20 protein-coding genes are annotated in these 22,133 nt (G+C 72.2%); 8 read left to right on the top strand and 12 right to left on the bottom strand.

Annotated elements, in window-relative coordinates:
- On the top strand, positions 1 to 536 hold a 536-nt coding region (locus tag C3486_RS18050), incomplete at its 5' end, for an MBL fold metallo-hydrolase (protein WP_103833743.1).
- Positions 537 to 598: 62 nt separating this feature from the next.
- Here C3486_RS18050 and C3486_RS18045 read toward each other — a convergent pair.
- Positions 599 to 1,540: a TIGR03619 family F420-dependent LLM class oxidoreductase gene (locus C3486_RS18045; protein ID WP_103833742.1), complete on the bottom strand. Its 942-nt coding sequence runs from the start codon at positions 1,538 to 1,540 to the stop codon at positions 599 to 601.
- A 162-nt stretch (positions 1,541 to 1,702) separates the two neighbouring features.
- Here C3486_RS18045 and C3486_RS18040 point away from each other — a divergent pair, with 162 nt between their 5' ends.
- The 3 genes from C3486_RS18040 to C3486_RS18030 all read left to right on the top strand — a co-directional run bounded on the left by C3486_RS18040 (position 1,703) and on the right by C3486_RS18030 (position 7,069).
- Positions 1,703 to 2,440: a type 1 glutamine amidotransferase gene (locus C3486_RS18040; protein WP_258052845.1), complete on the top strand. Its 738-nt coding sequence runs from the start codon at positions 1,703 to 1,705 to the stop codon at positions 2,438 to 2,440.
- Between the two features lie 400 nt (positions 2,441 to 2,840).
- Positions 2,841 to 5,588 carry a pyruvate, phosphate dikinase gene (gene ppdK, locus C3486_RS18035; protein WP_103833741.1) on the top strand — a complete coding sequence of 916 codons (2,748 nt, stop codon included), beginning with the start codon at positions 2,841 to 2,843 and terminating at the stop codon, positions 5,586 to 5,588.
- A gap of 488 nt (positions 5,589 to 6,076) precedes the next feature.
- Entirely contained in the window at positions 6,077 to 7,069 is a 993-nt protein-coding gene (locus C3486_RS18030) for a helix-turn-helix transcriptional regulator (protein WP_103833740.1), read from the top strand.
- 44 nt (positions 7,070 to 7,113) lie between these two features.
- On the opposite strand, the gene C3486_RS18025 is transcribed toward C3486_RS18030, so the two are convergent.
- From C3486_RS18025 to C3486_RS17980, 10 genes are all read right to left on the bottom strand, one after another.
- Complete coding sequence (locus tag C3486_RS18025) at positions 7,114 to 8,052, bottom strand: TauD/TfdA family dioxygenase (RefSeq protein WP_103833739.1); 939 nt, start codon at positions 8,050 to 8,052, stop codon at positions 7,114 to 7,116.
- A 260-nt stretch (positions 8,053 to 8,312) separates the two neighbouring features.
- Entirely contained in the window at positions 8,313 to 9,149 is an 837-nt protein-coding gene (locus tag C3486_RS18020) for a carbohydrate ABC transporter permease (protein ID WP_103833738.1), read from the bottom strand.
- Positions 9,150 to 9,152: 3 nt separating this feature from the next.
- On the bottom strand, positions 9,153 to 10,067 hold the full coding sequence (locus tag C3486_RS18015) for a carbohydrate ABC transporter permease (protein ID WP_103833737.1): 915 nt from the start codon (positions 10,065 to 10,067) through the stop codon (positions 9,153 to 9,155).
- Positions 10,064 to 11,332 carry an ABC transporter substrate-binding protein gene (locus tag C3486_RS18010; protein ID WP_103833736.1) on the bottom strand — a complete coding sequence of 423 codons (1,269 nt, stop codon included), beginning with the start codon at positions 11,330 to 11,332 and terminating at the stop codon, positions 10,064 to 10,066. The genes C3486_RS18015 and C3486_RS18010 overlap by 4 nt, the downstream gene beginning before the upstream one ends.
- 142 nt (positions 11,333 to 11,474) lie before the next feature.
- Positions 11,475 to 12,650 (bottom strand): 4-carboxymuconolactone decarboxylase, encoded by a 1,176-nt coding sequence (gene pcaC / locus C3486_RS18005; RefSeq protein ID WP_103833735.1) that lies wholly within the window; start codon positions 12,648 to 12,650, stop codon positions 11,475 to 11,477.
- A 104-nt stretch (positions 12,651 to 12,754) separates the two neighbouring features.
- The gene (gene pcaB / locus C3486_RS18000) at positions 12,755 to 14,149 is read right to left on the bottom strand and encodes a 3-carboxy-cis,cis-muconate cycloisomerase (RefSeq protein ID WP_258052844.1); all 1,395 of its coding nucleotides are present in this window, start codon (positions 14,147 to 14,149) and stop codon (positions 12,755 to 12,757) included.
- A complete protein-coding gene (gene pcaG, locus C3486_RS17995; protein ID WP_103833733.1) occupies positions 14,136 to 14,711 on the bottom strand; it encodes a protocatechuate 3,4-dioxygenase subunit alpha in 576 nt (191 codons plus the stop codon). The genes pcaB and pcaG overlap by 14 nt, the downstream gene beginning before the upstream one ends.
- Positions 14,711 to 15,478, bottom strand: coding sequence for a protocatechuate 3,4-dioxygenase subunit beta (gene pcaH, locus C3486_RS17990; protein ID WP_103833732.1), 768 nt, complete (start codon positions 15,476 to 15,478; stop codon positions 14,711 to 14,713). Before pcaH ends, pcaG begins: the two co-directional genes overlap by 1 nt.
- Before the next feature lie 9 nt (positions 15,479 to 15,487).
- The gene (locus tag C3486_RS17985; RefSeq protein ID WP_103833731.1) at positions 15,488 to 16,267 is read right to left on the bottom strand and encodes a CoA-transferase subunit beta; all 780 of its coding nucleotides are present in this window, start codon (positions 16,265 to 16,267) and stop codon (positions 15,488 to 15,490) included.
- Positions 16,267 to 17,109: a CoA transferase subunit A gene (locus tag C3486_RS17980; protein ID WP_103833730.1), complete on the bottom strand. Its 843-nt coding sequence runs from the start codon at positions 17,107 to 17,109 to the stop codon at positions 16,267 to 16,269. Before C3486_RS17980 ends, C3486_RS17985 begins: the two co-directional genes overlap by 1 nt.
- 137 nt (positions 17,110 to 17,246) lie before the next feature.
- On the opposite strand from C3486_RS17980, the gene C3486_RS17975 reads away from it, so the two are divergent.
- Positions 17,247 to 17,684, top strand: coding sequence for a MarR family winged helix-turn-helix transcriptional regulator (locus tag C3486_RS17975; RefSeq protein ID WP_103833729.1), 438 nt, complete (start codon positions 17,247 to 17,249; stop codon positions 17,682 to 17,684).
- A 75-nt stretch (positions 17,685 to 17,759) separates the two neighbouring features.
- On the opposite strand, the gene C3486_RS17970 is transcribed toward C3486_RS17975, so the two are convergent.
- Positions 17,760 to 18,512 carry an IclR family transcriptional regulator gene (locus tag C3486_RS17970; protein WP_103833728.1) on the bottom strand — a complete coding sequence of 251 codons (753 nt, stop codon included), beginning with the start codon at positions 18,510 to 18,512 and terminating at the stop codon, positions 17,760 to 17,762.
- 195 nt (positions 18,513 to 18,707) lie between these two features.
- Between C3486_RS17970 and C3486_RS17965 the strand changes: the two genes are divergently transcribed.
- From C3486_RS17965 to C3486_RS37320, 3 genes are all read left to right on the top strand, one after another.
- Positions 18,708 to 20,063: an MFS transporter gene (locus tag C3486_RS17965; protein ID WP_103833727.1), complete on the top strand. Its 1,356-nt coding sequence runs from the start codon at positions 18,708 to 18,710 to the stop codon at positions 20,061 to 20,063.
- Positions 20,064 to 20,197: 134 nt separating this feature from the next.
- On the top strand, positions 20,198 to 21,598 hold the full coding sequence (locus C3486_RS17960) for a condensation domain-containing protein (protein ID WP_103833726.1): 1,401 nt from the start codon (positions 20,198 to 20,200) through the stop codon (positions 21,596 to 21,598).
- Between the two features lie 100 nt (positions 21,599 to 21,698).
- Positions 21,699 to 22,028, top strand: a complete 330-nt coding sequence (locus tag C3486_RS37320; RefSeq protein ID WP_103833725.1) for a hypothetical protein — start codon at positions 21,699 to 21,701, stop codon at positions 22,026 to 22,028.
- Positions 22,029 to 22,133: the final 105 nt, after the last annotated feature.

The raw sequence follows: 22,133 nt of genomic DNA, 5'->3' as shown, positions 1-22,133 counted from the left end.
ACGACTCCGAAGCGATCGTGATCGACGCCGCGCACGACGCCGAGGCCATCGCGCGCGCCGTGGGGGACCGCCGGCTCCTGGCGATCCTCTCCACGCACGCGCACAACGACCACATCGACGCCGCGCCCGAACTCGCCGAGCGGGCGGCCGCACCGGTCCTGCTCCACCCCGACGACTGGCAGCTGTGGAAGCAGACCCACCCCGAGCGGCTGCCGGACGGCGAGCTGTCGGACGGGCAGGTCTTCACGGTGGCCGGCGCGGAGCTGACCGTGCTGCACACGCCGGGGCACGCGCCCGGCGCCGTATGCCTGTACGCGCCCTCGCTGGGCACCGTCTTCACCGGTGACACGCTCTTCCAGGGCGGGCCCGGCGCGACCGGACGGTCCTTCTCGGACTTCCCGACCATCGTCGAGTCGATCCGGAACCGGCTGCTGACCCTGCCGCCCGAGACGAAGGTCCTCACCGGCCACGGCGACAGCACCACCATCGGCGACGAGGCACCGCACCTGGAGGAGTGGATCGCCCGCGGCCACTGAGCCGCACCGCCGCACCCGCTCCCGTACGTACGGGAGGCCGCACACCCCCGTACGTACGGCCCTCAGGACGTCAGCCGCGCCACCCGCCGCATCACCTCGCGGCAGAAGCGGCCGACGTCCTGCGGGTCGTCGGTGAACTGCGACGGCTTGATGCAGAACGTGCCGAACCCCTGCGCCATCTGCTCCGGCACGCTCTCCAGCGCGCGGCCAAGGTCGGCCACCGCGTCCGGGCCCGGGAACACCGCCCGCGTGCCGCCGACCATCTCCAGCTCGTCCATCGAGCGCCCCGCCGCCGCCATCGCCTCGCGCAGCGTGTCCAGCTCCTCGGGGGCCGGGCGGCCGAGCGGATTGAAGCCGTGCCCGTACCGGACGAGGCGGCGCAGCAGCGGGCCGTGCAGTGAGCCGCCGCCGAACCACAGTTCCGGGCCGCCCGGCCGGTACGGCTTGGGCTCCAGGAAGACGTCCGAGAAGGTGTAGTGCGCGCCCTCGTACGTCGCGGGGGAGGGGCGCCAGAGCCGTTCCCACGCCTCCAGGTGCTCGTCGAGCAGCCTGCCGCGCTGCCCGAACGGCACGCCCAGCGCGGCGTACTCGTCGCGGCTCCAGCTCACCGTCGGCAGCACCACCAGCCGTCCCTTGCTCAGCAGGTCGAGCGTGGCCAGCTCCTTGGCGAGGACGAGGGGGTGGCGGAGCGGCGCGAGGATGGCGCCCGCGACCAGCCGCAGCCGGGTCGTCACGGCCGCGAGGGCGCTGAGCAGCACCAGGGAGTTGGGCCAGGGGGTGCGCGGGTCCTGGTTGCCGGGGAGGGCGTACTCGCGGGGGTTGGGCATGACGCCGCGTGCCCCGGAGTCCGGGCCGAGGACCACGTGTTCGCTGAGCATGACGGCGTCGAACCCGGCGTCCTCCGCCTCGCGCGCCCACCGGACCAGTGCGTCCAGGTCGCAGCGGCCGCCGGTCATGGTCCAGTTCTCGCTGAGGACGAGCAGCATGCGGGGCGACGGCGTCATACGGCGGCCTCCGGGGTCGGCACCTGTGGGGTGAGCGGGCAGATGCTGTTTGGGCTCAAACGGTAAGTCGTCGAGGCGGTCGGCTCAAGGGGTGCGGCACGGGTGCGGGCGCCCGTAAATTTGATCCCAAACGATGCGCCCTACGAGCCGAGCGAGGTTGCCGTGACGAAGCGCGCCCTGGTCATCGCCCACGATCACCTGTCCACCGCCGGGCACGTCGGCGACCGGCTGGCCGCACGTGGATATCTGCTCGACGAACTGCTCGTGGTCCCCGCCGAGCGGTACGCCACGCCGGACGTCGAGCCCGCCTTTCCGCCGGCCGCCGAATATGACCTGATCCTGTCGCTCGGCGCGCCCTGGTCCGTGACCCGCATGAACGCCTGGATACGCGCCGAGCTCGACCTGCTGCGGGACGCGCACCGGCGGGGCGTCCCGGTGCTCGGCATCTGCTTCGGCGGGCAGTTGCTGGCCGCCTCGCTCGGCGGGACGGTCGAGCGTGCCCCGCGCTTCGAGCTGGGGTGGACGGAGGTCGAGGCGGACGAGCCGGAACTGCTCGGGCCCGGCCCGTGGTTCCAGTTCCACGGCGACCGGTGGGTGCTGCCGCGGACCGCCCCGGACGGCGCTGTGGGTGGTGCGCCCCTCCGTGAGCTCGCGCGCAACGAGGTCGCCTCGCAGGCGTTCGTCTGCGGGCGGTCGCTCGGCGTGCAGTTCCACCCCGAGCTGACGCCGGAGGTGCTGCGGGCCTGGTTCGACGGCGACGACACCGGGATCGCTGCGGCGCTCGGCGCCGACCCCGACACGCTGGTCAAGGAGGTGCGTGCGGCGCTCCCCGAAGCACGCGAGCGGGCGTACGCGCTCGTGGACGCCTTCCTGGACCGGGTGGCCGCCGGCGCTTCATGACGGACGGATGACGGGGGCGTGTCACGTCCGCCGGCGGGTCCGGATGGTGGGACCGGAGGCCGCCGGAGCGCGTGATTCTCGCCACCCTTGATAGGGGGACCGCTCAGATGAGCGGATCATCGGGGGCTCCATGTCTCCAATGCTGGCACTGGGTGCCATGGTCGCTGAGTTCAAATGATCAAGTCATCCGTAGCGCTGCGTAGAGAACCAGCCATGATCATCGGCACCGAACGGAGTTGTCTCTTCGGGAAGTGAATGCACGCAGTCAAGACTCGCGACTTTCGATCTGTTGGCTGACGTCGGGTTACGGGCGCATGTCGACCGAGTGGACGTACCCAGACGCCTTCGATCTGGGTATGTTCCTCGCCGTCAGGGCAGCCCGTCCGCGAGGAGTCATCCCGTGTCGGAAACACAAGATCCCCACGTAACCCAGTCGGCCGAGGCCGTGAAGTCGACGAAGTTCGTCTACGACTTCACCGAAGGCAACAAGGACCTGAAGGATCTGCTCGGCGGGAAGGGTGCGAACCTCGCCGAGATGACCAATCTGGGACTTCCCGTCCCGCCCGGCTTCACCATCACGACCGAGGCATGCAAGGAGTACCTCGAGAGCGGTGCTGAGCCGGCGGCACTGCGTGCCGAGGTCTCCGAGCATCTGGACGCCCTCGAGCGCCGGATGGGCAAGAAGCTCGGGCAGGCCGACAACCCGCTGCTCGTATCCGTCCGTTCCGGTGCGAAGTTCTCCATGCCCGGCATGATGGACACCGTCCTGAACATCGGGCTCTCGGACGAGTCGGTCAACGGGCTGGCCCAGCAGGCCGGTTCCGAGCGCTTCGCGTGGGACTCCTACCGCCGCCTCATCCAGATGTTCGGCAAGACGGTCCTCGGCGTCGACGGTGACCTCTTCGAGGAGGCGCTGGAGGAGGCCAAGAAGGCCAAGGGCGTCAAGGTCGACGTCGAGCTGGACGCGGCCGACATGAAGAAGCTGGTCGGGGAGTTCAAGGAGATCGTCGCCAAGGAGACGAAGCGCGACTTCCCGCAGGACCCGCGCGAGCAGATGGACCTCGCGGTCCGCGCGGTCTTCGACTCGTGGAACACCGACCGGGCCAAGCTGTACCGGCGCCAGGAGCGCATCCCCGGCGACCTGGGCACGGCCGTCAACGTCTGCTCCATGGTCTTCGGCAACCTCGGCCCGGACTCCGGCACCGGCGTCGCCTTCACCCGCGACCCCGCCAGCGGCCATCAGGGCGTCTACGGCGACTACCTGCAGAACGCGCAGGGCGAGGACGTCGTGGCCGGCATCCGCAACACCGTGCCGCTCGCCGAGCTGGAGTCGATCGACAAGAAGTCGTACGACGAGCTCATGCGGATCATGGAGACGCTCGAGACGCACTACAAGGACCTGTGCGACATCGAGTTCACCATCGAGCGCGGCAAGCTGTGGATGCTGCAGACCCGCGTCGGCAAGCGCACCGCGGGCGCCGCCTTCCGCATCGCCACCCAGCTGGTCGACCAGGGCCTGATCGACGAGGCCGAGGCGCTGCAGCGGGTCAACGGCGCGCAGCTCGCGCAGCTGATGTTCCCGCGCTTCGACGAGAAGGCGAAGACCGAGCTGATCGGCCGGGGCATCGCCGCCTCGCCGGGCGCGGCCGTCGGCAAGGCCGTCTTCGACTCGTACACCGCGGTGAAGTGGTCGCGTTCCGGCGAGAAGGTCATCCTGATCCGCCGCGAGACCAACCCCGACGACCTGAACGGCATGATCTCCGCCGAGGGCATCCTGACCTCGCGCGGCGGCAAGACCTCGCACGCCGCCGTCGTCGCCCGCGGCATGGGCAAGACCTGCGTCTGCGGCGCCGAGGAGCTGGAGGTCGACACCAAGCGGCGCTGCCTGACCGCGCCCGGCGGCGTGGTCATCGAGGAGGGCGACGTCGTCTCCATCGACGGCTCGACCGGCAAGATCTACCGCGGTGAGGTGCCCGTCGTGCCCTCCCCGGTCGTGGAGTACTTCGAGGGCCGGATGCACGCCGGAGCGGACGACGCCGACGAGCTGGTCAAGGCCGTCCACCGGGTCATGGCGTACGCGGACCGGGTGCGCCGGCTGCGGGTACGGGCCAACGCCGACAACGCCGAGGACGCGGCGCGCGCCCGCCGGTTCGGCGCCCAGGGCATCGGCCTGTGCCGCACCGAGCACATGTTCCTCGGTGAGCGGCGCGAGATGGTCGAGCGGCTGATCCTCGCCGACACCGGTGAGGAGCGCGAGGCCGCGCTGTCGGAGCTGCTGCCGCTGCAGAAGGGCGACTTCGTCGAGCTCTTCGAGGCGATGGACGGGCTGCCCGTGACGGTCCGGCTGCTGGACCCGCCGCTGCACGAGTTCCTGCCCGACATCACCGAGCTGTCGGTGCGCGTCGCGCTCGCCGAGTCCCGCAAGGACCCGAACGAGAACGACCTGCGGCTGCTCCAGGCCGTGCACCGGCTGCACGAGCAGAACCCGATGCTGGGTCTGCGCGGCGTCCGCCTCGGGCTGGTCATCCCCGGCCTGTTCGCCATGCAGGTACGGGCCATCGCGGAGGCCGCCGCCGAGCGCCGGGCCGCCAACGGCGACCCGCGTGCGGAGATCATGATCCCGCTGGTCGGCACCGTCCAGGAGCTGGAGATCGTCCGCGAGGAGGCCGAGCAGGTCATCGCCGAGGTCGAGCGCGCCCACAACGTGGACCTGGGCCTCACCCTCGGCACCATGATCGAACTGCCCCGTGCGGCCCTCACCGCCGGGCAGATCGCCGAGTCCGCCGACTTCTTCTCCTTCGGCACGAACGACCTCACGCAGACCGTGTGGGGCTTCTCCCGGGACGACGTGGAGGCCAGCTTCTTCACCGCGTACCTGGAGAAGGGCATCTTCGGCGTCAGCCCGTTCGAGACGATCGACAAGGACGGCGTGGGCTCGCTCGTCCGCAACGCCGCGCAGGCAGGCCGGGCCACCCGTCCCGACCTCAAGCTCGGCGTGTGCGGTGAGCACGGCGGCGACCCGGAGTCGGTGCACTTCTTCCACAAGGTGGGCCTGGACTACGTCTCCTGCTCGCCGTTCCGCATCCCCGTGGCACGGCTGGAGGCGGGCCGCGCGGCGGCCGAGTCCCAGGGCAGCGACAGCCGCTGACGCGGACCGGGGGCGGCGCGTGCGCTGCCCCCGCGGAAGACTCGCCTGCCGGCCGGTGCACGAAACACCGGGCGGCGGGTGGCGGACGGCCGGTCACCCGGCCGTGGACGACCGGAGCCGCTGGATGGGCCCCCGACCCTCAGCCCGATCGAAGGGGCTCCGGTTCGCCTGAAACGAGGGCGGCACCTGTGCGGAGGTGCCGCCCTCGCCCTTTCCGGACTCCCCCCTCGGGAGCTGCCGCCGCCAGCTCGGCCCGGGCGGCGGCCTTCGGCGGGTAGCGGGACGGCCGGTGACGGCTCGTCACCCCCCACGGGTCCGAGCAATCCGTGCCGTCCGTATCGCCGCCGAATTGAGTATTAGCATTCCGGGAGTTCGGTCCCGGCGCGACCCTTTTCAGATCTGGCCAAAAGGGCGTGGTGACCCCACGTGACCCTGTGCATACTCGGGTTCTCGGGGGGCCGACGACTGATGGCGATGGTGGGGTTTCGGTGCTGCGCGTCCATTTCAGTGGACCGGATCTGGCCCGCGTGCGGATCGCCGCACGCCCTGACGCACTCTGGGAGACCGTCTTAAGTTTTCACCGGCTGCGTGACCGGCAAGGTGGTACGGCGCTCAACGAATGGCGTACGGAAACCCGCTCCCGGTTGAATGGTGAAACACGGTACCTCGCTCCGCTGATACCGGCCAAGGGATATTTTCCAGATTTCTTGACGCCGCCCGAAGGGCTGCTCGGAATCGACGAGGCACTGGCGGCGCTGAAAGCAACTCCCGCGCCCCGGCTGCACCGTGACCTCACCCGGCTCGCCGACGGCCGCCAGCAGCAGCCGTGGGTGCGCGACCTCGCCCAGGGCGACACCCGGCCGCTGCACCGGCTGGCCGGCGTCCTGCGCGGCTACCACGACGCGGCCATCGCGCCGTACTGGCCGCACGTGCAGGCCCGCATCGAAGCCGACCGGGCGGCCCGCGGCCGGGCCCTGCTGGACGGCGGCGCCGACCGGCTGCTCGGCTCGCTGCCGCCCATGATGCGCTGGCGGCCGCCCGTCCTGGAGGCCGACTATCCCGTCGACCGCGACCTGTACCTGGACGGGCGGGGACTGCTGCTCGTGCCGTCGTTCTTCTGCCGCCGCACCCCGGTCACCCTGCTCGACCCGGACCTCACGCCCGTGCTGGTCTACCCGGTCGAGCACCACGCCCCGCGGCCCACGGCGGCCGCGGCGCCGGGCCGTTCGCTCGGCAGGCTCGTCGGCCGCACCCGCTCCGCGATCCTGCGGGGCGTCGGCGGCGGCTGCACCACCAGCGAACTGGCCCGGCGCGCCGAGGTGTCGCTGGCCTCGGCGAGCCAGCACGCGACCGTACTGCGGGAGGCCGGGCTGCTGGTCACCCTGCGGCAGGGCAACGCCGTGCTGCACACCCTCACCCCCCTGGGCGCCGCACTCCTGCGCGGCGGCGCCCCGGAGGAGGCGCGGACCGGCATGCCCTGACGGGCCTCCGGTACGGCGCGCCCTGACGGGCCCCGGCACGGGCGTCAGGCCGGGCGGTCACCCGCGATGGCGACCCGCTCGGCCACCCGCCCGTGCGGCGCGTAGTCGGCCACCGCGTAGTGCTGCGTCGCGCGGTTGTCCCAGAACGCGATGTCGCCCGCCTGCCAGCGGAACCGCACCTGGTACTCCGGCACATGGGCCTGCTGGAACAGCAGCCGCAGCATGCGGTCGCTGTCCTCGCGCTCCCAGCCCACGATGCGGGTGGTGAAGGAGGTGTTCACGAAGAGCATCTTGCGGCCCGTCTCCGGGTGTCGGCGCACCACCGGGTGCTCGACCGGCGGGAACTGCTCCTGGAGCGGGGCGAGCCGCTCGGCCGGGTAGAAGCGCTCGAAGCCGGGGATGAAGTCGTGCACCGCACGCGCCCCGTCGATGCGGTCCTTCACCTCCTGCGGCAGGTTGTCGTACGCGACGGCCATGTCCGCCCACATCGTGTCCCCGCCGAACGGCGGCACCTCGCGCAGCTGCAGTACGGCACCGAGCGCGGGCCGCTCGCGGAAGGTCACGTCCGTGTGCCAGACGTTCTCGAAGGTCGGCGCCGTCGGGTCCTTCTTGTCGAACCGCACGACCTCCTCGCTGTCGCCCCGCGCCAGCAGCGGATTGGTCTCCAGCTCGCCCCAGTTGCGGGCGAAGTCCGCCTGCTGGGCCGAGGTCAGGTGCGCGCCGCGGAAGAAGAGCACCTTCCACTCCAGCAGCGCCCGGTTCAGCTCCGTGCGGAGCGCGTCGTCCAGCGGGCGGGACAGGTCGAGACCGCGGATCTCGGCGCCGATGGTGCGGGCCTGCGGGACGACCTCGAAGCGCTCGTACGGGCGCTCCTCCCAGCCGTCGGGCAGCCGGTTCAGGACGCGTACGCCCTCGTAGAGGCCGTCGGCGGGGATGCGGTGGTCGCGCAGGACAGGGGCGGTGGGTACGGCGGTGGCCGTCATCTGGACCTCCTGGAAGAGACCTAGGGACCGGGAAACGCGCCGAAGCGCGCACAAGGGAAAAAGGGGTGAGAAAGGGGGGAAGGAGAAAGCGCCGCGAGCCGACGGGGCTCAGCGACGCGGGAAACAGGCCGGGGGAGAACCCACCCGGCCGCGGCGGCGCAGGAAGCTCAGGCCGCGGGGCGCGCACTCACCGTGGGGGCCGCAGGTCTGCGGCTCCCGCACACGGGAGGTCGGTCGCGCCATCATGGTGGCACCGTACATCAATCGTCGATGCCTGTCCGCTCCACCCCGGCAACGATGTACCGCTGCAGCAGGAAGAAGACCAGGACCAGCGGCAGGATCGAGACCGCGGCCGCCAGGAACAGCTCGTGCAGGTTGACGTTCTGCGCGGTGGTGAACGTCGACAGCGCCACCTGCACCGTCCACGCCTCCCGGTCCTGGCCGATCACCAGCGGCCACAGGAAGGCGTTCCACGCGCCGATGAAGACGATCGTGCCGACCGCGGCGAACACCGGCCGCGCGTTCGGCACCACCACCCGCCAGTACGTCCGCCAGTACCCCAGCCCGTCCACCCGCGCCGCGTCCTCCAGCTCCCGGGGGAAGCCGAGGAAGTACTGCCGGAAGACGAAGCACGCGAAGGCGGAGAACAGGGTGGGGATGATCAGGCCGCGCAGCGTCGAGATCCAGCCGAGCGAGGAGACCAGCACGAAGCTGGGCACGAAGGTGACCGCGGCCGGGACCATCAGCGTGCCGAGGATCGCGTAGAAGACCGCGTTCGCGTGCCGGTACGGGATGCGGGCCAGGCCGTAGCCGGCCAGCGAGGCCAGCAGCAGCGTCCCCAGCGTCGTGGCCACCGCGATCACCGTGGAGTTCAGCAGCGCCCGGGCCATCGGGATGTTGGGGTCGGCGAACAGCTCACCGATGTTGTCCCACCGGAGGGCGCGCGGGAAGAACGTCCAGTCCGGCGCGGTGATGTCGGCCTCGCTCGCCAGGCCGTTCCGCACCAGCAGGTAGAACGGGATCAGGAAGAGCAGCGCGAGGACGATCAGCAGGACCAGCCGCAGGGCCCGGCCGGCGCGGATGAGTGCCTGGTCCACGGTTCAGTCCTCCTTGCGGCCGAGCCCGAACCAGCGGGCCTGCACGATGGTCGCCACCGCGATGATCAGCGCGAGGATCACCGCGCCCGCGCTGCCGAGCCCGAGGTTCTGCTCGCTGCCGAGCGCGAGGTAGTACAGGTAGACCAGCGGCGGCCGGGCGTACGGCGGATAGCCGCGCGAGTCCGAGAGCAGGTTGTAGAACTCGTCGAACGCCTGGAAGGCGTTGATGACGAGGAGCAGCACCACCGCCACGGACGTGGCCCGCAGCTGCGGGAAGGTGATGTGCCGGAAGGTCTGCCAGCCGGGCCTCGCCCCGTCCACCGCGGCCGCCTCGTACAGCCGCGGCGAGATCCGCTGCAGCCCGGCCAGGAAGAGGATCATGTAGAAGCCGGCCTGGAGCCAGAGCCGCACGGTGACGATCACCAGCCAGTACCAGGGCGGATGGGTCGTCGACAGCCACGCCGTCTGGTCAGCGCCGAACCAGCCCAGCACCGTGTTGGCCAGCCCGAACCGCACCCCGTTGAACACCGACAGCTTCCACACCAGCGACGCGACGACGTAACTGCACGCGGTCGGCAGGAAGAAGACCGACCGGAAGAACGCCTGCGCGAACCGCACCCGGTTCACCATCAGGGCCAGTCCCAGCGACAGCACGTACGTCGCGGGCACGATGAACGCCGAGAACAGCAGGAAGGTGCCCAGGCTGCGCAGGAACGCGTCGTCGCCGAGCATCGTGGCGTAGTTGTCCAGCCCGACGAAGTCCGTCGGCGTGACGGTGTTGTGCGCGTCGAAGAAGCTGAGCCAGAGGCTCCACAGCAGCGGTACGTACGTGAAGAGGGCCAGCCCCACCGCGAACGGGCCGACGAACACCCAGAACCACAGGTTGCGGTTCTGGGGGCCCAGCAGCGTGCGGATCACTTCTTCTTTACCCGTTCCAGCTCCGCGTTGGTCTTGCGCACGACCGTGCGCAGCTCCGACTCCGGGTGCGCGCCGTCCTTGATGATCCGGCTGACCGCGTCCTGGTAGGCGGTCTTCGCCGCGGTGGTCCACAGCAGCGGTTCGGCGTACCCCAGGTCGGTGGCGTACGCGACGGCCTCGGCCGCGGGACCGGAGCGCAGCTCCTTCGCCTTCTTCGCGAGCGGGACGCGGGCCGGGATGTGGAAGCCGTAGGAGAGCGCGAAGTCCCGCTGGTAGTCGGTGCGGTCGATCCACAGCCACTTCGCGAAGGCCGCCGCCTCCTTCTTGTGCTTGCTGCGCGCGCTGACCGCGGAGCCGTACGCGCCGACCGGCACGGCGTCCTTGCCGCCGGAGCCGTCCTTGGGGAACGGCAGCACCCCGAAGTCGTCCCCCAGCGCCTTCTTCACCTGCGGCAGCACCCACAGCCCCGACCACTGCATCGCGGTCAGGCCCTGGGTGAAGGCGGCCGGGTCGGACCAGTCGGTGGGCGCGCCGAGGAGCAGCGACTTGTCGGCGTACAGCTCATGGATCTTCCCGAGGGCGCGGGCCGCTGCCGGGTCGTCGAAGCCGACCTTGCCGTCGTCGGTGACGATCTCCAGTCCGGCCGCGTGCAGCGGGGTGCCGCCGAGCGCGCCCGCGCCGCCGTCGTTCCCCAGGAACAGGCCCTTGACCTTGTTCTTCTTGCCCTTGGCGGTCAGTTCGCGTGCCGCGTCGACCAGTTCGTCCAGCGTCTTCGGCGGCGCCACCCCGGCGTCCTTCAGCATGCTCTTGCGGTAGTAGAGCAGCTGCATGTCGATGACCTGGGGGATGGCCCAGATCTTGTCCTGCCAGATCTTCGGCGCGAGGACGGCCTGGTTGAAGTCGTCCTTGACGGGCTCGACGGCGGCGGTCAGGTCGACGACCTGACCGCCGCGGATCTGGTCCAGCGTCGGCCCGTTGACCTCGAAGACGTCCGGGCCCGAGCCGGTCAGCAGGGCAGCGGCGGTCTGCCGGTCGTAGTCGCCCGGCCGCCACTGGACGGTGACGCGGGCCTCGTCGTAGGCATCGGCGTACCGTTTCACCGCCTGTTCGGTGCCGGCCTCGCCGTACTGGTGGTACCACTGGCTCAGCGCGGGCCCCGAACCGCCGCCGCCCCGCCCGGTGTTGGAGCCGCAGGCCGCCAGGGCGCCGGTGAGCGCGATACCGCCGCCGGCCGCCAGCAGCCGCCGTCTGCCGATGTCCGTCATGCCTGCTGTCCCCCAGCGTTCGTCAGAAGATCACCCGGTGCGGCGACCACTCTGCCGCACCGGTGTGATGCACGCATGGCAACAACGTGAAACGCGCGGGGGATCATTCCGGCCGGGGCCGCCGCACCCCGCCGCGCACGGGTCACTCCAGTTCGGCCAGCACGTCCTGCGCGATGCCGAACGCGGCGTTGGCGGCCGGGACTCCGCAGTAGATGCCGCTCTGCAGCAGCACCTCGCCGATCTCCTCGGGCGTGAGGCCGTTGCGCACCGCTGCCCTGATGTGCATGGCCAGTTCGGCGTGGTGGCCGTGTGCGATCAGCGCGGTGAGCGTGATGCAGCTGCGGGTCCGGCGGTCCAGCGCGTCCCCGGTCCAGATCTCGCCCCAGGCGTACCGGGTGATGAAGTCCTGGAAGCGGGCGGTGAACCGGGTCTTCTTCGCCTCGGCCCGGTCCACGTGCGCATTGCCCAGCACGGCGCGGCGGACGGCCATTCCGGCGGCGCGGCGGCCCGCGTCGTCGGACGGCTGTGCGGCCGCGTCGGCAGCGGCGTCCGGCTCGGGCGCGAAGTGCGCGGCGAGCGCGGCGGTCACCGGGCCGGGCCGGTCCACGCCCGCGAGGTGGTACGCGCCGCCGACCTCGGTCAGGCTCGCGCCGGGGATGCCGTCGGCGATCTCCCGGGCGTGCGCGGGCGGCGTCGCCGGGTCCTCGCGGCCCGCGACCACCAGCGTCGGCACCGTGATTCCGGCGAGCCGGTCCCGGACGTCGTACGCCGCCAGCGCCTCGCAGCAGGCCGCGTACCCGGCCGGATCGGTGTCCAGCAGGTCCTTGATGAGCGCCTGGCCGCGCGGCGCAGCGGCGCACTCGGGCGCGAACCAGGTGCCCGGCCGGCTCGCCGCCATCGACTCCGTGCCGTCCGCGCGGACCAGCGCGGCCCGCTCCCGCCAGGTGTCCGCGCCGCCGAAGTGGGCCGAGGAGCAGACCACGGCCAGCCGGGTCAGCCGCTCGGGGTGATCGGCGGCCAGGGTCAGGCCGACCGCGCCGCCGATCGAGATCCCCGCGTACGCGAACGTGTCCCAGCCCTGCGCGTCGGCCAGCCCGAGCACGAGGCGGGCCAGGTCGGCCATGGTCGCCTCGGCGGGCACCAGCCCGGCCGCGGAACCGCCGTGCCCGGGCAGGTCCCAGCGCAGCACGCGGTGCGTCCGGGTCAGGGCCGCCAGCTGCGGCTCCCAGACGTCGAGCGAAGTGCCGAGGGACGGGCCGAGGATCAGCGGCGGGGCATCCTGCGGTCCGTCGAGCCGGTGGTGGGGGAGCTCGGTCATGTGGGGGCCTCCTCGGGGGAGTTGCGGGTACGGGCGGGGAGCGGGTGCCCGGCGGTGCGCCGGTCAGGCCCGGACGGCGGCGGCGTCCGGGCCCGTGGGCGCCGTTACGCGGCCGGGCCCGGGCGGCGCAGCGCCCGGTCGGTGAGGACGGCGGCGGAGCCGGTGTACGCGGCCGGGTCGGCGAGTTCCGCCAGTGCGTCCGGGGGCAGGGCGGCGGACACCTCCGGGTCGGCGCGCAGCACCTCGGCCAGCGTGCGGTCCTCCTCGACGGCGGCGCGGGAGGCACGGGTCAGCGCCTCCTTGGCCGCCTGCCGGCCCAGCACCGGCGCCAGCGCGGCCGACAGCCGCTCGGCGGCCATCAGGCCCTTGGTACGCAGGAGGTTCGCGCGCATCCGGTCCGGAAAGACGCGCAGCCCCCCGGCCAGCCCGGCGGCCTGCTCGGCGGCGCCGCCGGCCAGCCGCAGCAGGTCGCGCAGCGGCTGCCACTCGGCGTGCCAGGCGCCGGCCGGGCGCTCGTCCTCGGCGGCCAGCGAGGCCAGTACGGTCGCGGCCAGGTGCGGTGCCTGCCGGGCAGCGGCGGCGAGCAGCGTCGCGCGTACCGGGTTGGCCTTGTGCGGCATGGCGGAGGAGCCCCCGCCGCTGCCCTCGGCGACCTCGCCGCACTCGGTGCGGGAGAGCACCAGCACGTCGGCTGCGATCTTGCCGAGCGCGCCGGTGGTGAACGCCAGGGCCGACGCCAGGTCCGCGACGGGCGTGCGCAGCGTGTGCCAAGGCAGCACCGGCTCGGCGAGCCCGGTCTCGGCCGCGTACGCGGCGATCAGCCGCTCCCCGTCCTCGGGCGCGAACGTCTCCGACAGCGCGCCGAACGCGGCCAGCGTGCCGGCCGCGCCGCCCAGCTGGACCGGCAGCCGGACCGCCGCCAGCCGCTCGTACGCGTCCAGGACCAGCGCCCGCCAGCCCGCCGCCTTCAGCCCGAAGGTGGTGGGCACGGCGTGCTGGGTGAGGGTGCGCCCCGGCATCACCGTCTCCCGGTGCGCGTCCGCCAGCCCGTACAGCGCCTCCGCCGTACGGGCGAGACCGTCCAGCACCAGCGCCACCGTCCGCCGCGCGACCAGCATCGTGGCGGTGTCCCAGATGTCCTGGCTGGTGGCGCCGCGGTGGACGTACCCGGCGGCGTCCAGCGCGCTCTCCTTCACCGCGGCGGTGAGGTCGGCGACCAGCGGGATCACCGGGTTGCCGCCGGAGCGGGCGCGCAGCGCCAGGTCACGGACGTCGAACCGGCCCGCGTCGGCCGCTGCCGTCACGGCGTCGGCCGCGTCCGCCGGGGCCTCGCCGAGCGCGGCCTGCGCCCGGGTGAGCGCGGCCTCCGCGTCCAGCATGGCCTGGAGGAAGGCGGTGTCCCCGGTCGCGGCCTCGGCGGCCGTGCCGGCCCGGACGGGGGCGAGCAGCCCCACGTCCTCCGGCGCGGCCGTGGGTGCGGCGGGGTCAGTCGAAGGCAAGGAAGACCGTCTCCTTGTCGCCCTGGAGGTGGATGTCGAAGCGGTACGTGCGGTGCTTGTCCGCCTCGGCCCTGGCGAGAAGAGTCTCCCGCCGCGCGGGCTCCAGACCCGACAGCAGCGTGTCGCCGGCGGGTTCGGCGAGATAGGCGCGGGTGAAGAGGTGGTGCAGCAGGCCGCGCGCGAAGACGCAGACGGAAATGTACGGCGCGCCGCCGGGCGGCAGCGTGCGGACCGCGTAATGCCCGTCGGCGTCGGTCGGCACCCGCCCGAAGCCGGTGAAGTCCACGCCGTTGCGGCCGTAGAAGCCGCCGGTGACCGGGTCGCGGCGGAGCGAGCCCGGCTTCCCGGCGAGCGAGCCGGACGGGTCCGCCTGCCAGAACTCCAGCAGCGCGTCCGGGATCGGCTCACCGGCGCCGTCGTACACGTATCCGTGCAGGGTGATGGTGTCCGGGTGGCCCACGGGGGCGATCTCGCCGCCGTCGGGGAAGGGCAGCGCGTACCCGTAGAACGGGCCCACGGTGTGCGAGGGCGTGGGGGCCAGCGCGGTGGTCTGCTCGGTCATCAGCGGCCTTCCTCGATCCAGGTGGCGGACGGGCCGTCCAGGACGATGTCCCAGCGGTAGCCCAGCGAGAACTCCGGCTGGGACAGGTCGTGGTCGTAGGTGGCGATCAGCCGCTGCCGGGCCGGCTCGTCGGTCACCGAGCGCAGGATCGGGTCGTACGGGAAGAGCGGGTCGTTCGGGAAGTACATCTGCGTCACCAGGCGCTGGGTGAACGCGTCGCCGAACAGCGAGAAGTGGATGTGGGCCGGGCGCCAGGCGTTGGTGTGGTTCCGCCAGGGGTAGGCGCCGGGCTTGATGGTGGTGAAGGTGTAGCTGCCGTCGTCCCCGGTCAGCACGCGGCCCACGCCGGTGAAGTTGGGGTCCAGCGGCGCGGGGTGGTCGTCGCGCTGGTGGGCGTACCGGCCGGAGGCGTTGGCCTGCCAGATCTCGACCAGCTGGCCGCGCACGGGGCGGCCCCGGCCGTCCAGGACGCGCCCGGAGACGGTGATCCGCTCGCCGAGGGGCTCGCCGTGGTGCTGCTTGGTGAGGTCGTTGTCGAGCGCGGTGACGTCGGTGTGCCCGAAGGCGGGACCGGACAGCTCGACGGTCTCGGGGTCGCCGTGCACGGCGACCAGCGGCTGCTTGGGGTGGCGCAGCGTGCTGGAGCGGTAGGGGGCGTAGTCGCGCGGCGGGTGGTGCGCGGCGGGCGCGCCGCCGGCCAGCGCCTTGTCGTACGCGTCCTGCAGCTCGCTGACCTCGCGGTCGATGTCGGCCTGTGTGAGTGCCATGGTGGTCTCCTACCTCTTCCCTGCTGCCTTGAGTGCGCGCAGCGCGGCCAGCTCCCCGGCGGTGGGCGGCGCGGTGGTGCCGACCTCGTCCGCGACCCGCAGCTCCCAGCCGGTGGCTTCCCGCACCTGCTCGACGGTGACGCCGGGGTGCAGCTCCGAGAGGACCAGTTCGGCGGTCAGCGGGTCGGGCCGCAGCACGCCGAGGTCGGTGATGACGGCGGTCGGCCCGGCGCCCGGCATGCCCAGCGCGGCGCGGTCCTCGGGCCCGGAGCCGTGGCCGAGCGTGGTGACGAAGTCCAGCGCGCGGACGAAGTTGCGCGTCGAGTGGCGCAGCACCATCAGCACCCGGCCGCAGTTGGACGCGATCTCGGGCGCGCCGCCCGCACCGGGGAGGCGGCCCTCGGGCTTGCCCCCGCCCCGGCTGACGACCGTGGTGTTGATGTTGGCGTACCGGTCGACCTGGGCCGCGCCGAGGAAGCCGACGTCGATCCGGCCGCCCTGCAGCCAGTAGTTGAACATCTCGGGGACCGGCACCACCGCGTCGGCGGTGTCGGCCAGTTCGCCGTCGCCGATGGACAGCGGCAGCGCCGTCGGCTTGGAACCGATCGTGCCGGACTCGTAGATGAGGACCAGGTCCGGGTTGACGGTGGCGCGGGCGAGGTTGGCCGCCGTGCTGGGCAGGCCGATGCCGACGAAGCAGGTCTTCGCGCCGGCCAGCGCGCGGGCCGCGTTGACCTCCATCAGCTCGTCGCGGCTGAACTCCGCCTCGGGAGAGGGGGCTTCGGACATCAGGCGTTCGCTCCTTCGGCCGTACGGGCGGCGGACCCGGCCCCGCGTACGTGCGTCTCGATCCACTGCGTGAAGGCGTCGCGGTCCCGTGCGATGGGGTCCCACGCCTGGTAGAAGGCGTTGTCACGGACGGAGTAGCCGGTGGCGTACGAGGGGTGGGCGCCGCCGGGCACGTGGGCGACCGCGTCCAGCACCCAGGTGGGCAGGACGACGCCGCCGGGGCGCGGCTCCAGCTCGTCCACGACCTCCTCGACCGTGACCAGCACCCGGTTCGCCGCCAGCGCGGCCTCCTTCTGCACGCCGGTCAGGCCCCACAGCTGCACGTTGCCGGCGCGGTCGGCCTGCTGGGCGTGGATGACGGTGACGTCGGGGTTGAGCGCCGCGACGGCCGCCAGCTTCTCGCCGGTGAACGGGCAGGTCACGGTCGAGACGGTGTCCGTACGGCTGGGAATGTCGCTGCCGCGGTAGCCGCGCAGGACGGCGAACGGGAGCTTGGAGGCACCCGCGACGTAGCGGTTGGCCATGCCGGCGTGGCTGTGCTCGTCCAGCTCCAGCGGGCGCGGCCAGCCGTTCTCGACGGCGTCGCGGAAGCGGTGCAGCGAGCCGACGCCGGGATTGCCGCCCCACGAGAAGATCAGCTTCTTCACCAGTCCCGCGCCGATCAGCTGGTCGTAGATGACGTCCGGCGTCATCCGGGCGAGGGTCAGGTCGGTGATGCCCTGGCGGATGATCTCGTGCGCCGCTGCGAACGGGATCAGGTGGGTGAAGCCCTCCATGGCGACGGTGTCCCCGTCGTGGATGAGGTCCGCCACGGCGTCGTGGAGGCTGCGAATCTCGGCCATCGTCACTCCGCGTGTGTAGGTCCAAAGAACGTACGACGGTGAGCCGCGCACTGCCGAAGAAATGCTCAGTGCACTGATTAATTCGTCGATGGGCCGTAGACTTCCACCCAGTTCCTCATTCGTCAATGGGAGGCCACATGGCCGCGGTCGATCTCAGCACCCATCCCGGGCACCTGGCCCGGCGCCTGCAGCAGGCGCACTCGCTGCTGTGGGGCGCGATGGTGTCCGAGGAGACCACCTCCCCGCAGTTCGCCGTGCTCAACGCGCTGGTGGAGAAGCCGGACATCGACCAGCGCACGCTGAGCGAGCATGTGCACCTGGACCGCTCGACCATCGCCGACGTGGTCGCCCGGCTGGTCCGCCGCGGCCTCGTGGAGCGGGTCCGGGACCCGCGCGACGGCCGCCGCAACGTCCTGAAGCTCTCCGCGGAGGGCGCCCGGCACCACCGCAAGCTCGTCACGCGCACGGCCCGCATGAACCGGGTCTTCCTCGCGCCGCTGGACGAGGGCGAACAGGAGACGCTGCTCCGCCTGATCGCCCGGGTCGCGGACGCGGCGGAGGAGCTGCGCGGCTAGCGCTCGCGGCGGAGGAGCTGTGGGATAGCGGCTCCGCAGGCCGGGGCCGCCGTACGACGGCTCCCGGCCTGTGGCTCAGCCCGTGAGCGGCAGCCCGCCGGCCACCGTGCGGGCCGCCGCCGTCAGCGAGGCGACGAAGCGCGGCACCCGCTCGGCGGTGAAGCGCGCGGACGGGCCCCCGAAGGACAGCGTGGCGACCACCTCGCCGCCGCGCGAGCGCACCGGCACGGCCACCGACGACAGCCCCTCCTCGTGCTCGCCGTGGCTGACCGCGTACCCCGCGCGCGCCGCCTCCGCAGCCCACTCGGTCAGGGTGCGGGCGTGCCCGGCGCCGTGCGGGGAGCGGCGCGCGATCCGCTCGACCAGCGCCGCGTCCGCGCCGATCAGCAGTACGTTGGACGGTCCGCCGGCCCACAGCGGCAGCTCGTCGCCGACGCGTACGACGTGCCGCAGCGCCTGCGGCCCCTCCTCCTGCGCGATGCAGATCCGGTGCACGTCGCGCCGTACGTACAGGTGCACCGTCTCCCGGTGCTCGGCGGCCAGCTCGCGCAGCGCGCGCCGGGCGGTGGCCGGGAGGCGCCAGCCCTGGTCCGCCAGCCGGACCCAGCGCAGGAAGGTCGGGCCCGCGGTGTAGCGGCCGTGCTCGTCCAGCCAGAGCAGGCCGTTCATGCGGAGCGTCTGGAGCAGGCGGAGCGCGGTGGTCTTGGGCAGGCCGCTGCCCTCGACGATCTCGCGCAGGGTCAGCGCCGGCCGCTCCTCGCCGAAGAGTCCCAGGAGGTCGATGGCCCGCTGGACCGTCCGCATGCCGCCGCGCTCGCTCTCGCTCATGGCGACCAGTATGGGTCGAGGTCCGCTGCGCGGACCAGGGGCGGGCAATCCTGCGGTTACTCGCCGGCAACCTCTTGTAGATAGTCAGCACACGTTCTATCGTCGCCGCAGCTCGGACCGAGTGGTCCGTACAGCGGACCAGATCCGTACCGCGGACCCCGATCCGTGCAGCGGACCAGACGAAGGAGTCCCCGCATGAGTGCGACCCTGCGCCCCGCCTCGCCCCCGCCCGCCGTCCCCGACGCCGCGCGCCCCGCGCTCAGCCGCGCCCGCTACGGGCTGCTGGCCTGCCTCTTCGTCATCACGGCGATCAACTACCTGGACCGTACGAACCTCTCGGTCGCCCTGCCGCACATCAAGGAGGAGCTGCACCTCTCCGGCACCCAGCAGGGCCTGCTGCTCTCCTCCTTCGGCTGGGCGTACCTGCTCCTCCAGGTGCCGGCCGGGCGGCTCATCGACCGGATCGGCGCCAAGCTCGCCTTCGGGTACGCGCTGGTCGGCTGGTCGCTGGCGACGATCGTGGTCGCGGCGGCACGCAGCTTCGTGCCGCTGGTCGGCATCCGCGTGGCGCTCGGCGCCTTCGAGGCGCCCGCCTTCCCGTCCAACAACCGCCTGGTCGTGAACTGGTTCCCGGGCCGGGAGCGCGGCCGCGCCACCGCCACGTACACCGCGGGCGAGTACATCGGGCTGGCCGTCGCCGCGCCCGTCCTGTCGCTGCTGACGGTGCACTTCGGCTGGCGCTCGGTCTTCCTCCTCACCGGCGTCGTCGGCCTGCTCTTCTCGGTGGTGTGGTTCGCCAAGGTGTACGACCGGCCCGAGCACAGCCCGAAGGTGAGCGCGGTGGAGCTGGCGCACATCCGGCAGGCGGACGAACTGGAGTCCGCCGAGGAGATCGCGGCGGCCAAGGAACAGGCGGCCGTACTGGACTCCAGCGTCTGGTCCGACCTGCGCGTCCTGCTGAGCAACCGGCGGCTGTGGGGCATGTACATCGGCCAGTTCGCCAGCACCTCGGTGCTGTTCTTCTTCCTCACCTGGTTCCCCAGCTACCTGGTCGAGGAGAAGCACCTGGGCATCATCAAGGCCGGCTTCTGGGCCTCGGCGCCGTACCTCGCCGCGCTGGTGGGCACGCTGGCCGGCGGCGCGTGGTCGGACCGGATGCTGAACTCCGGCCGGCTCTCCCGCACGTTCGCCCGCAAGGCGCCGGTGATGATCGGTTTCGTACTCGCCTCGATCATCGTCTGTGCGAACTTCACCAACTCCGTTCCACTGGTGATCACTTTCATGTCCATCGCGTTCTTCGCACAGGGCCTGATGCAGAACAGCTGGGCGCTCTTCTCCGACGTCGTGCCGCGCCGGCTCACCGGTACCGGCGGTGGCGTCTTCAGCTTCGCCGCGAACGCCGGCGGCGTGCTGACCCCGCTGGTCATCGGCGTCATCGTGGACCGCACCGGGTCCTTCGCCTGGGCGCTCGGCTACATCGCCCTCGTCGTCCTGGCGGGGCTGCTCGCCTATGCCCTGCTCATCGACAAGGTGGAGCGGGTCGGGGGCTGAGCCGGCGCGGCCGCTTGTCATGACCCCCGTTTCTGTCGGCAGTCCGGCTCGTTGGGTGAAAGAGCGGGTCCGGGGCCTCGCCGTCCCGGCCGCGCGAGCGACATGGCAACTGACAGGCGACGGAAAGAGCCATAGTGCTTCAGGTACCCATCGAGGACGTGGAGATCGCCCCGGGACACGTCTTCGAGTGGTCGGTGGAGACCGCGCGCATGCGTGCCGCCGCCGACCCCTCGCAGCCGCGCGACGCCACCACGTACAACCAGGCGAAACACTTCGCGGTGGCCCACGAGACGCGCGATGACGACGACGCCGTCTCCGCCTACGTCGCCGGGACGTTCGAGATCTCCGGGCCGGTCGACCGGGCGGCGCTGGAGGCGGCACTGCTGTACTTCGTCCGCCGCCACGAAGTGCTGCGCTGCACGTTCCAGCAGCTCTCCGGCGACCTGTCCTGCGACGCCCTGGCCCCGGAGGACATCGAGCTGAAGTGCGTCGACGCCGGGCCGGCCGGTTCCGCCGACGAGGTCCGGGACTACCTGCACCGGTTCTTCCGGCGGGTCGACACGCTCTCCTGGCCGCTGATCATCATGGGCGCCGTGGTCAGGGACGAGTCCACCACGGTGTTCTTCGCCTGCGACCACCTGGTCACCGACGGCCTCTCGACGCCGATCGCGGTGAACGACATCGCCACCGCCTACGCGGCGTACGCACGCGGCGAGGAGCCGGACCTCCCCGAGGCGGGCAGCTACCTCGACTTCAGCCGCGAGCAGCGCCGGATCAACGAGTCGCTGGACGCCGAGGACCGCCGGCTGGACCACTGGAAGGAGTTCATCGCGCGCGGCGACTGCTTCTTCCCGCCGTTCCCGCTGGACCTGGGCGTCGAGCCGGGCCGGCTGTACCCCACGGTCAACGTCACGGAAACGCTTCTGCAGGCAGGCGAGACCGACGAACTGGCCGCCCGCTGCGAGGCCGCCGGCGGCCGCCTCTTCATGGGCGTACTGGCCGCCGTCGGGGTGTCCCTCCGCAAGGAGGGCGGGCCGGACGTCTACCGGGGCCTCATGCCGGTCAACGAGCGCGGCCGCGGCCCGCTCGCGCACACCATGGGCTGGTTCATCAACACGATGCCCATCGAATTCCCGGTCTCCGAGGACCAGGGGTTCGCGGACGTGATGGCGGGGGTGCGGGGCGCCTTCGCGGAGATGCAGCGCCACGCCGACGTGCCCTTCGTGAAGGCGTGGCACCTGCTCGCGCCGGGGGACTACACCGCGCTGCGCTACTGGCCCTACGCGGTCAACTTCTTCTCGTACCTGGACTTCCGGAAGTCGCCCGGCGCCGAGCACCACGTGGCACGGAACGCGCAGAAGCACCTCTGGGTGTCCCGCAGCAACGGCATCTGCTTCTGGTTCCACCGGAACGAGGCCGGGCTGCACATGAACGCCATCTACGTGGACACCCCGCAGGCCCGCGAGACCGCGGCAGGACTCGGCGGCACGCTCGCGCGCACCCTCACGAACATGAGGACGGCCGGGACCTTCTGAGGGCCGGGCGGCCGTCGCGGTCCGGTGCCCCGGCGGCCGACAGGTCCGCTCAGCGGACCAAGAGGCCCGTCGCGCGGTCCGGCGTCGCTAGGCTGTTCCCATGGCCCTGACACCGGAACTCCCCGCCGCCACGGCCGGCGACTGGTGGGTCACCACCGACCAGTCGCTGGCCCTCGTCCAGCAGCACGGCGCCGCCGCGCGCACCGCTCCCGACCTGTCGGCCACCCTCGCCGAGATCGGCCGCGTACGGACCGCCGCCGATGCCGCGCTCGGCGCCGCCGTACGCGCCCTGCTGGCCTCCGGGCACGACTGGGACGGGATCGCCGCCGCGCTCGGCCTGCCGGACGCGGCCGCGGCCCGCCGCGCCACCGCCGACGCGGTCCGCCGAGCGGACCAGGCACTGGAGCAGCGCCTCGGCCCGCGCGGCTGAGCCGGACCGCTTCCCCTTCCACCCCTCGCCCGCTGACCGGTGATTCGGTCGGCGGGCTCATTGACAGGCCCGTTCCAGGCTCCGAATACTGACTCACGATTCAGT

Source organism: Streptomyces sp. Ru73 (assembly GCF_002920575.1).
GTDB lineage: Bacteria > Actinomycetota > Actinomycetes > Streptomycetales > Streptomycetaceae > Streptomyces.
This window is presented reverse-complemented; position numbering and strand designations above follow the sequence as displayed.

Coding starts and splice junctions, on each gene's coding strand:
- C3486_RS18045 (WP_103833742.1), bottom strand. CDS start 1,540: ATGACGCCGTCGCCCCGCATGCTGCTCGTCCTCAGCGAGAACTGGACC.
- C3486_RS18025 (WP_103833739.1), bottom strand. CDS start 8,052: ATGACGGCCACCGCCGTACCCACCGCCCCTGTCCTGCGCGACCACCGC.
- C3486_RS18010 (WP_103833736.1), bottom strand. CDS start 11,332: ATGACGGACATCGGCAGACGGCGGCTGCTGGCGGCCGGCGGCGGTATC.
- pcaC (WP_103833735.1), bottom strand. CDS start 12,650: ATGACCGAGCTCCCCCACCACCGGCTCGACGGACCGCAGGATGCCCCG.
- pcaG (WP_103833733.1), bottom strand. CDS start 14,711: ATGACCGAGCAGACCACCGCGCTGGCCCCCACGCCCTCGCACACCGTG.
- pcaH (WP_103833732.1), bottom strand. CDS start 15,478: ATGGCACTCACACAGGCCGACATCGACCGCGAGGTCAGCGAGCTGCAG.
- C3486_RS17985 (WP_103833731.1), bottom strand. CDS start 16,267: ATGTCCGAAGCCCCCTCTCCCGAGGCGGAGTTCAGCCGCGACGAGCTG.
- C3486_RS17980 (WP_103833730.1), bottom strand. CDS start 17,109: ATGGCCGAGATTCGCAGCCTCCACGACGCCGTGGCGGACCTCATCCAC.
- C3486_RS17975 (WP_103833729.1), top strand. CDS start 17,247: ATGGCCGCGGTCGATCTCAGCACCCATCCCGGGCACCTGGCCCGGCGC.
- C3486_RS17970 (WP_103833728.1), bottom strand. CDS start 18,512: ATGAGCGAGAGCGAGCGCGGCGGCATGCGGACGGTCCAGCGGGCCATC.
- C3486_RS17965 (WP_103833727.1), top strand. CDS start 18,708: ATGAGTGCGACCCTGCGCCCCGCCTCGCCCCCGCCCGCCGTCCCCGAC.
- C3486_RS37320 (WP_103833725.1), top strand. CDS start 21,699: ATGGCCCTGACACCGGAACTCCCCGCCGCCACGGCCGGCGACTGGTGG.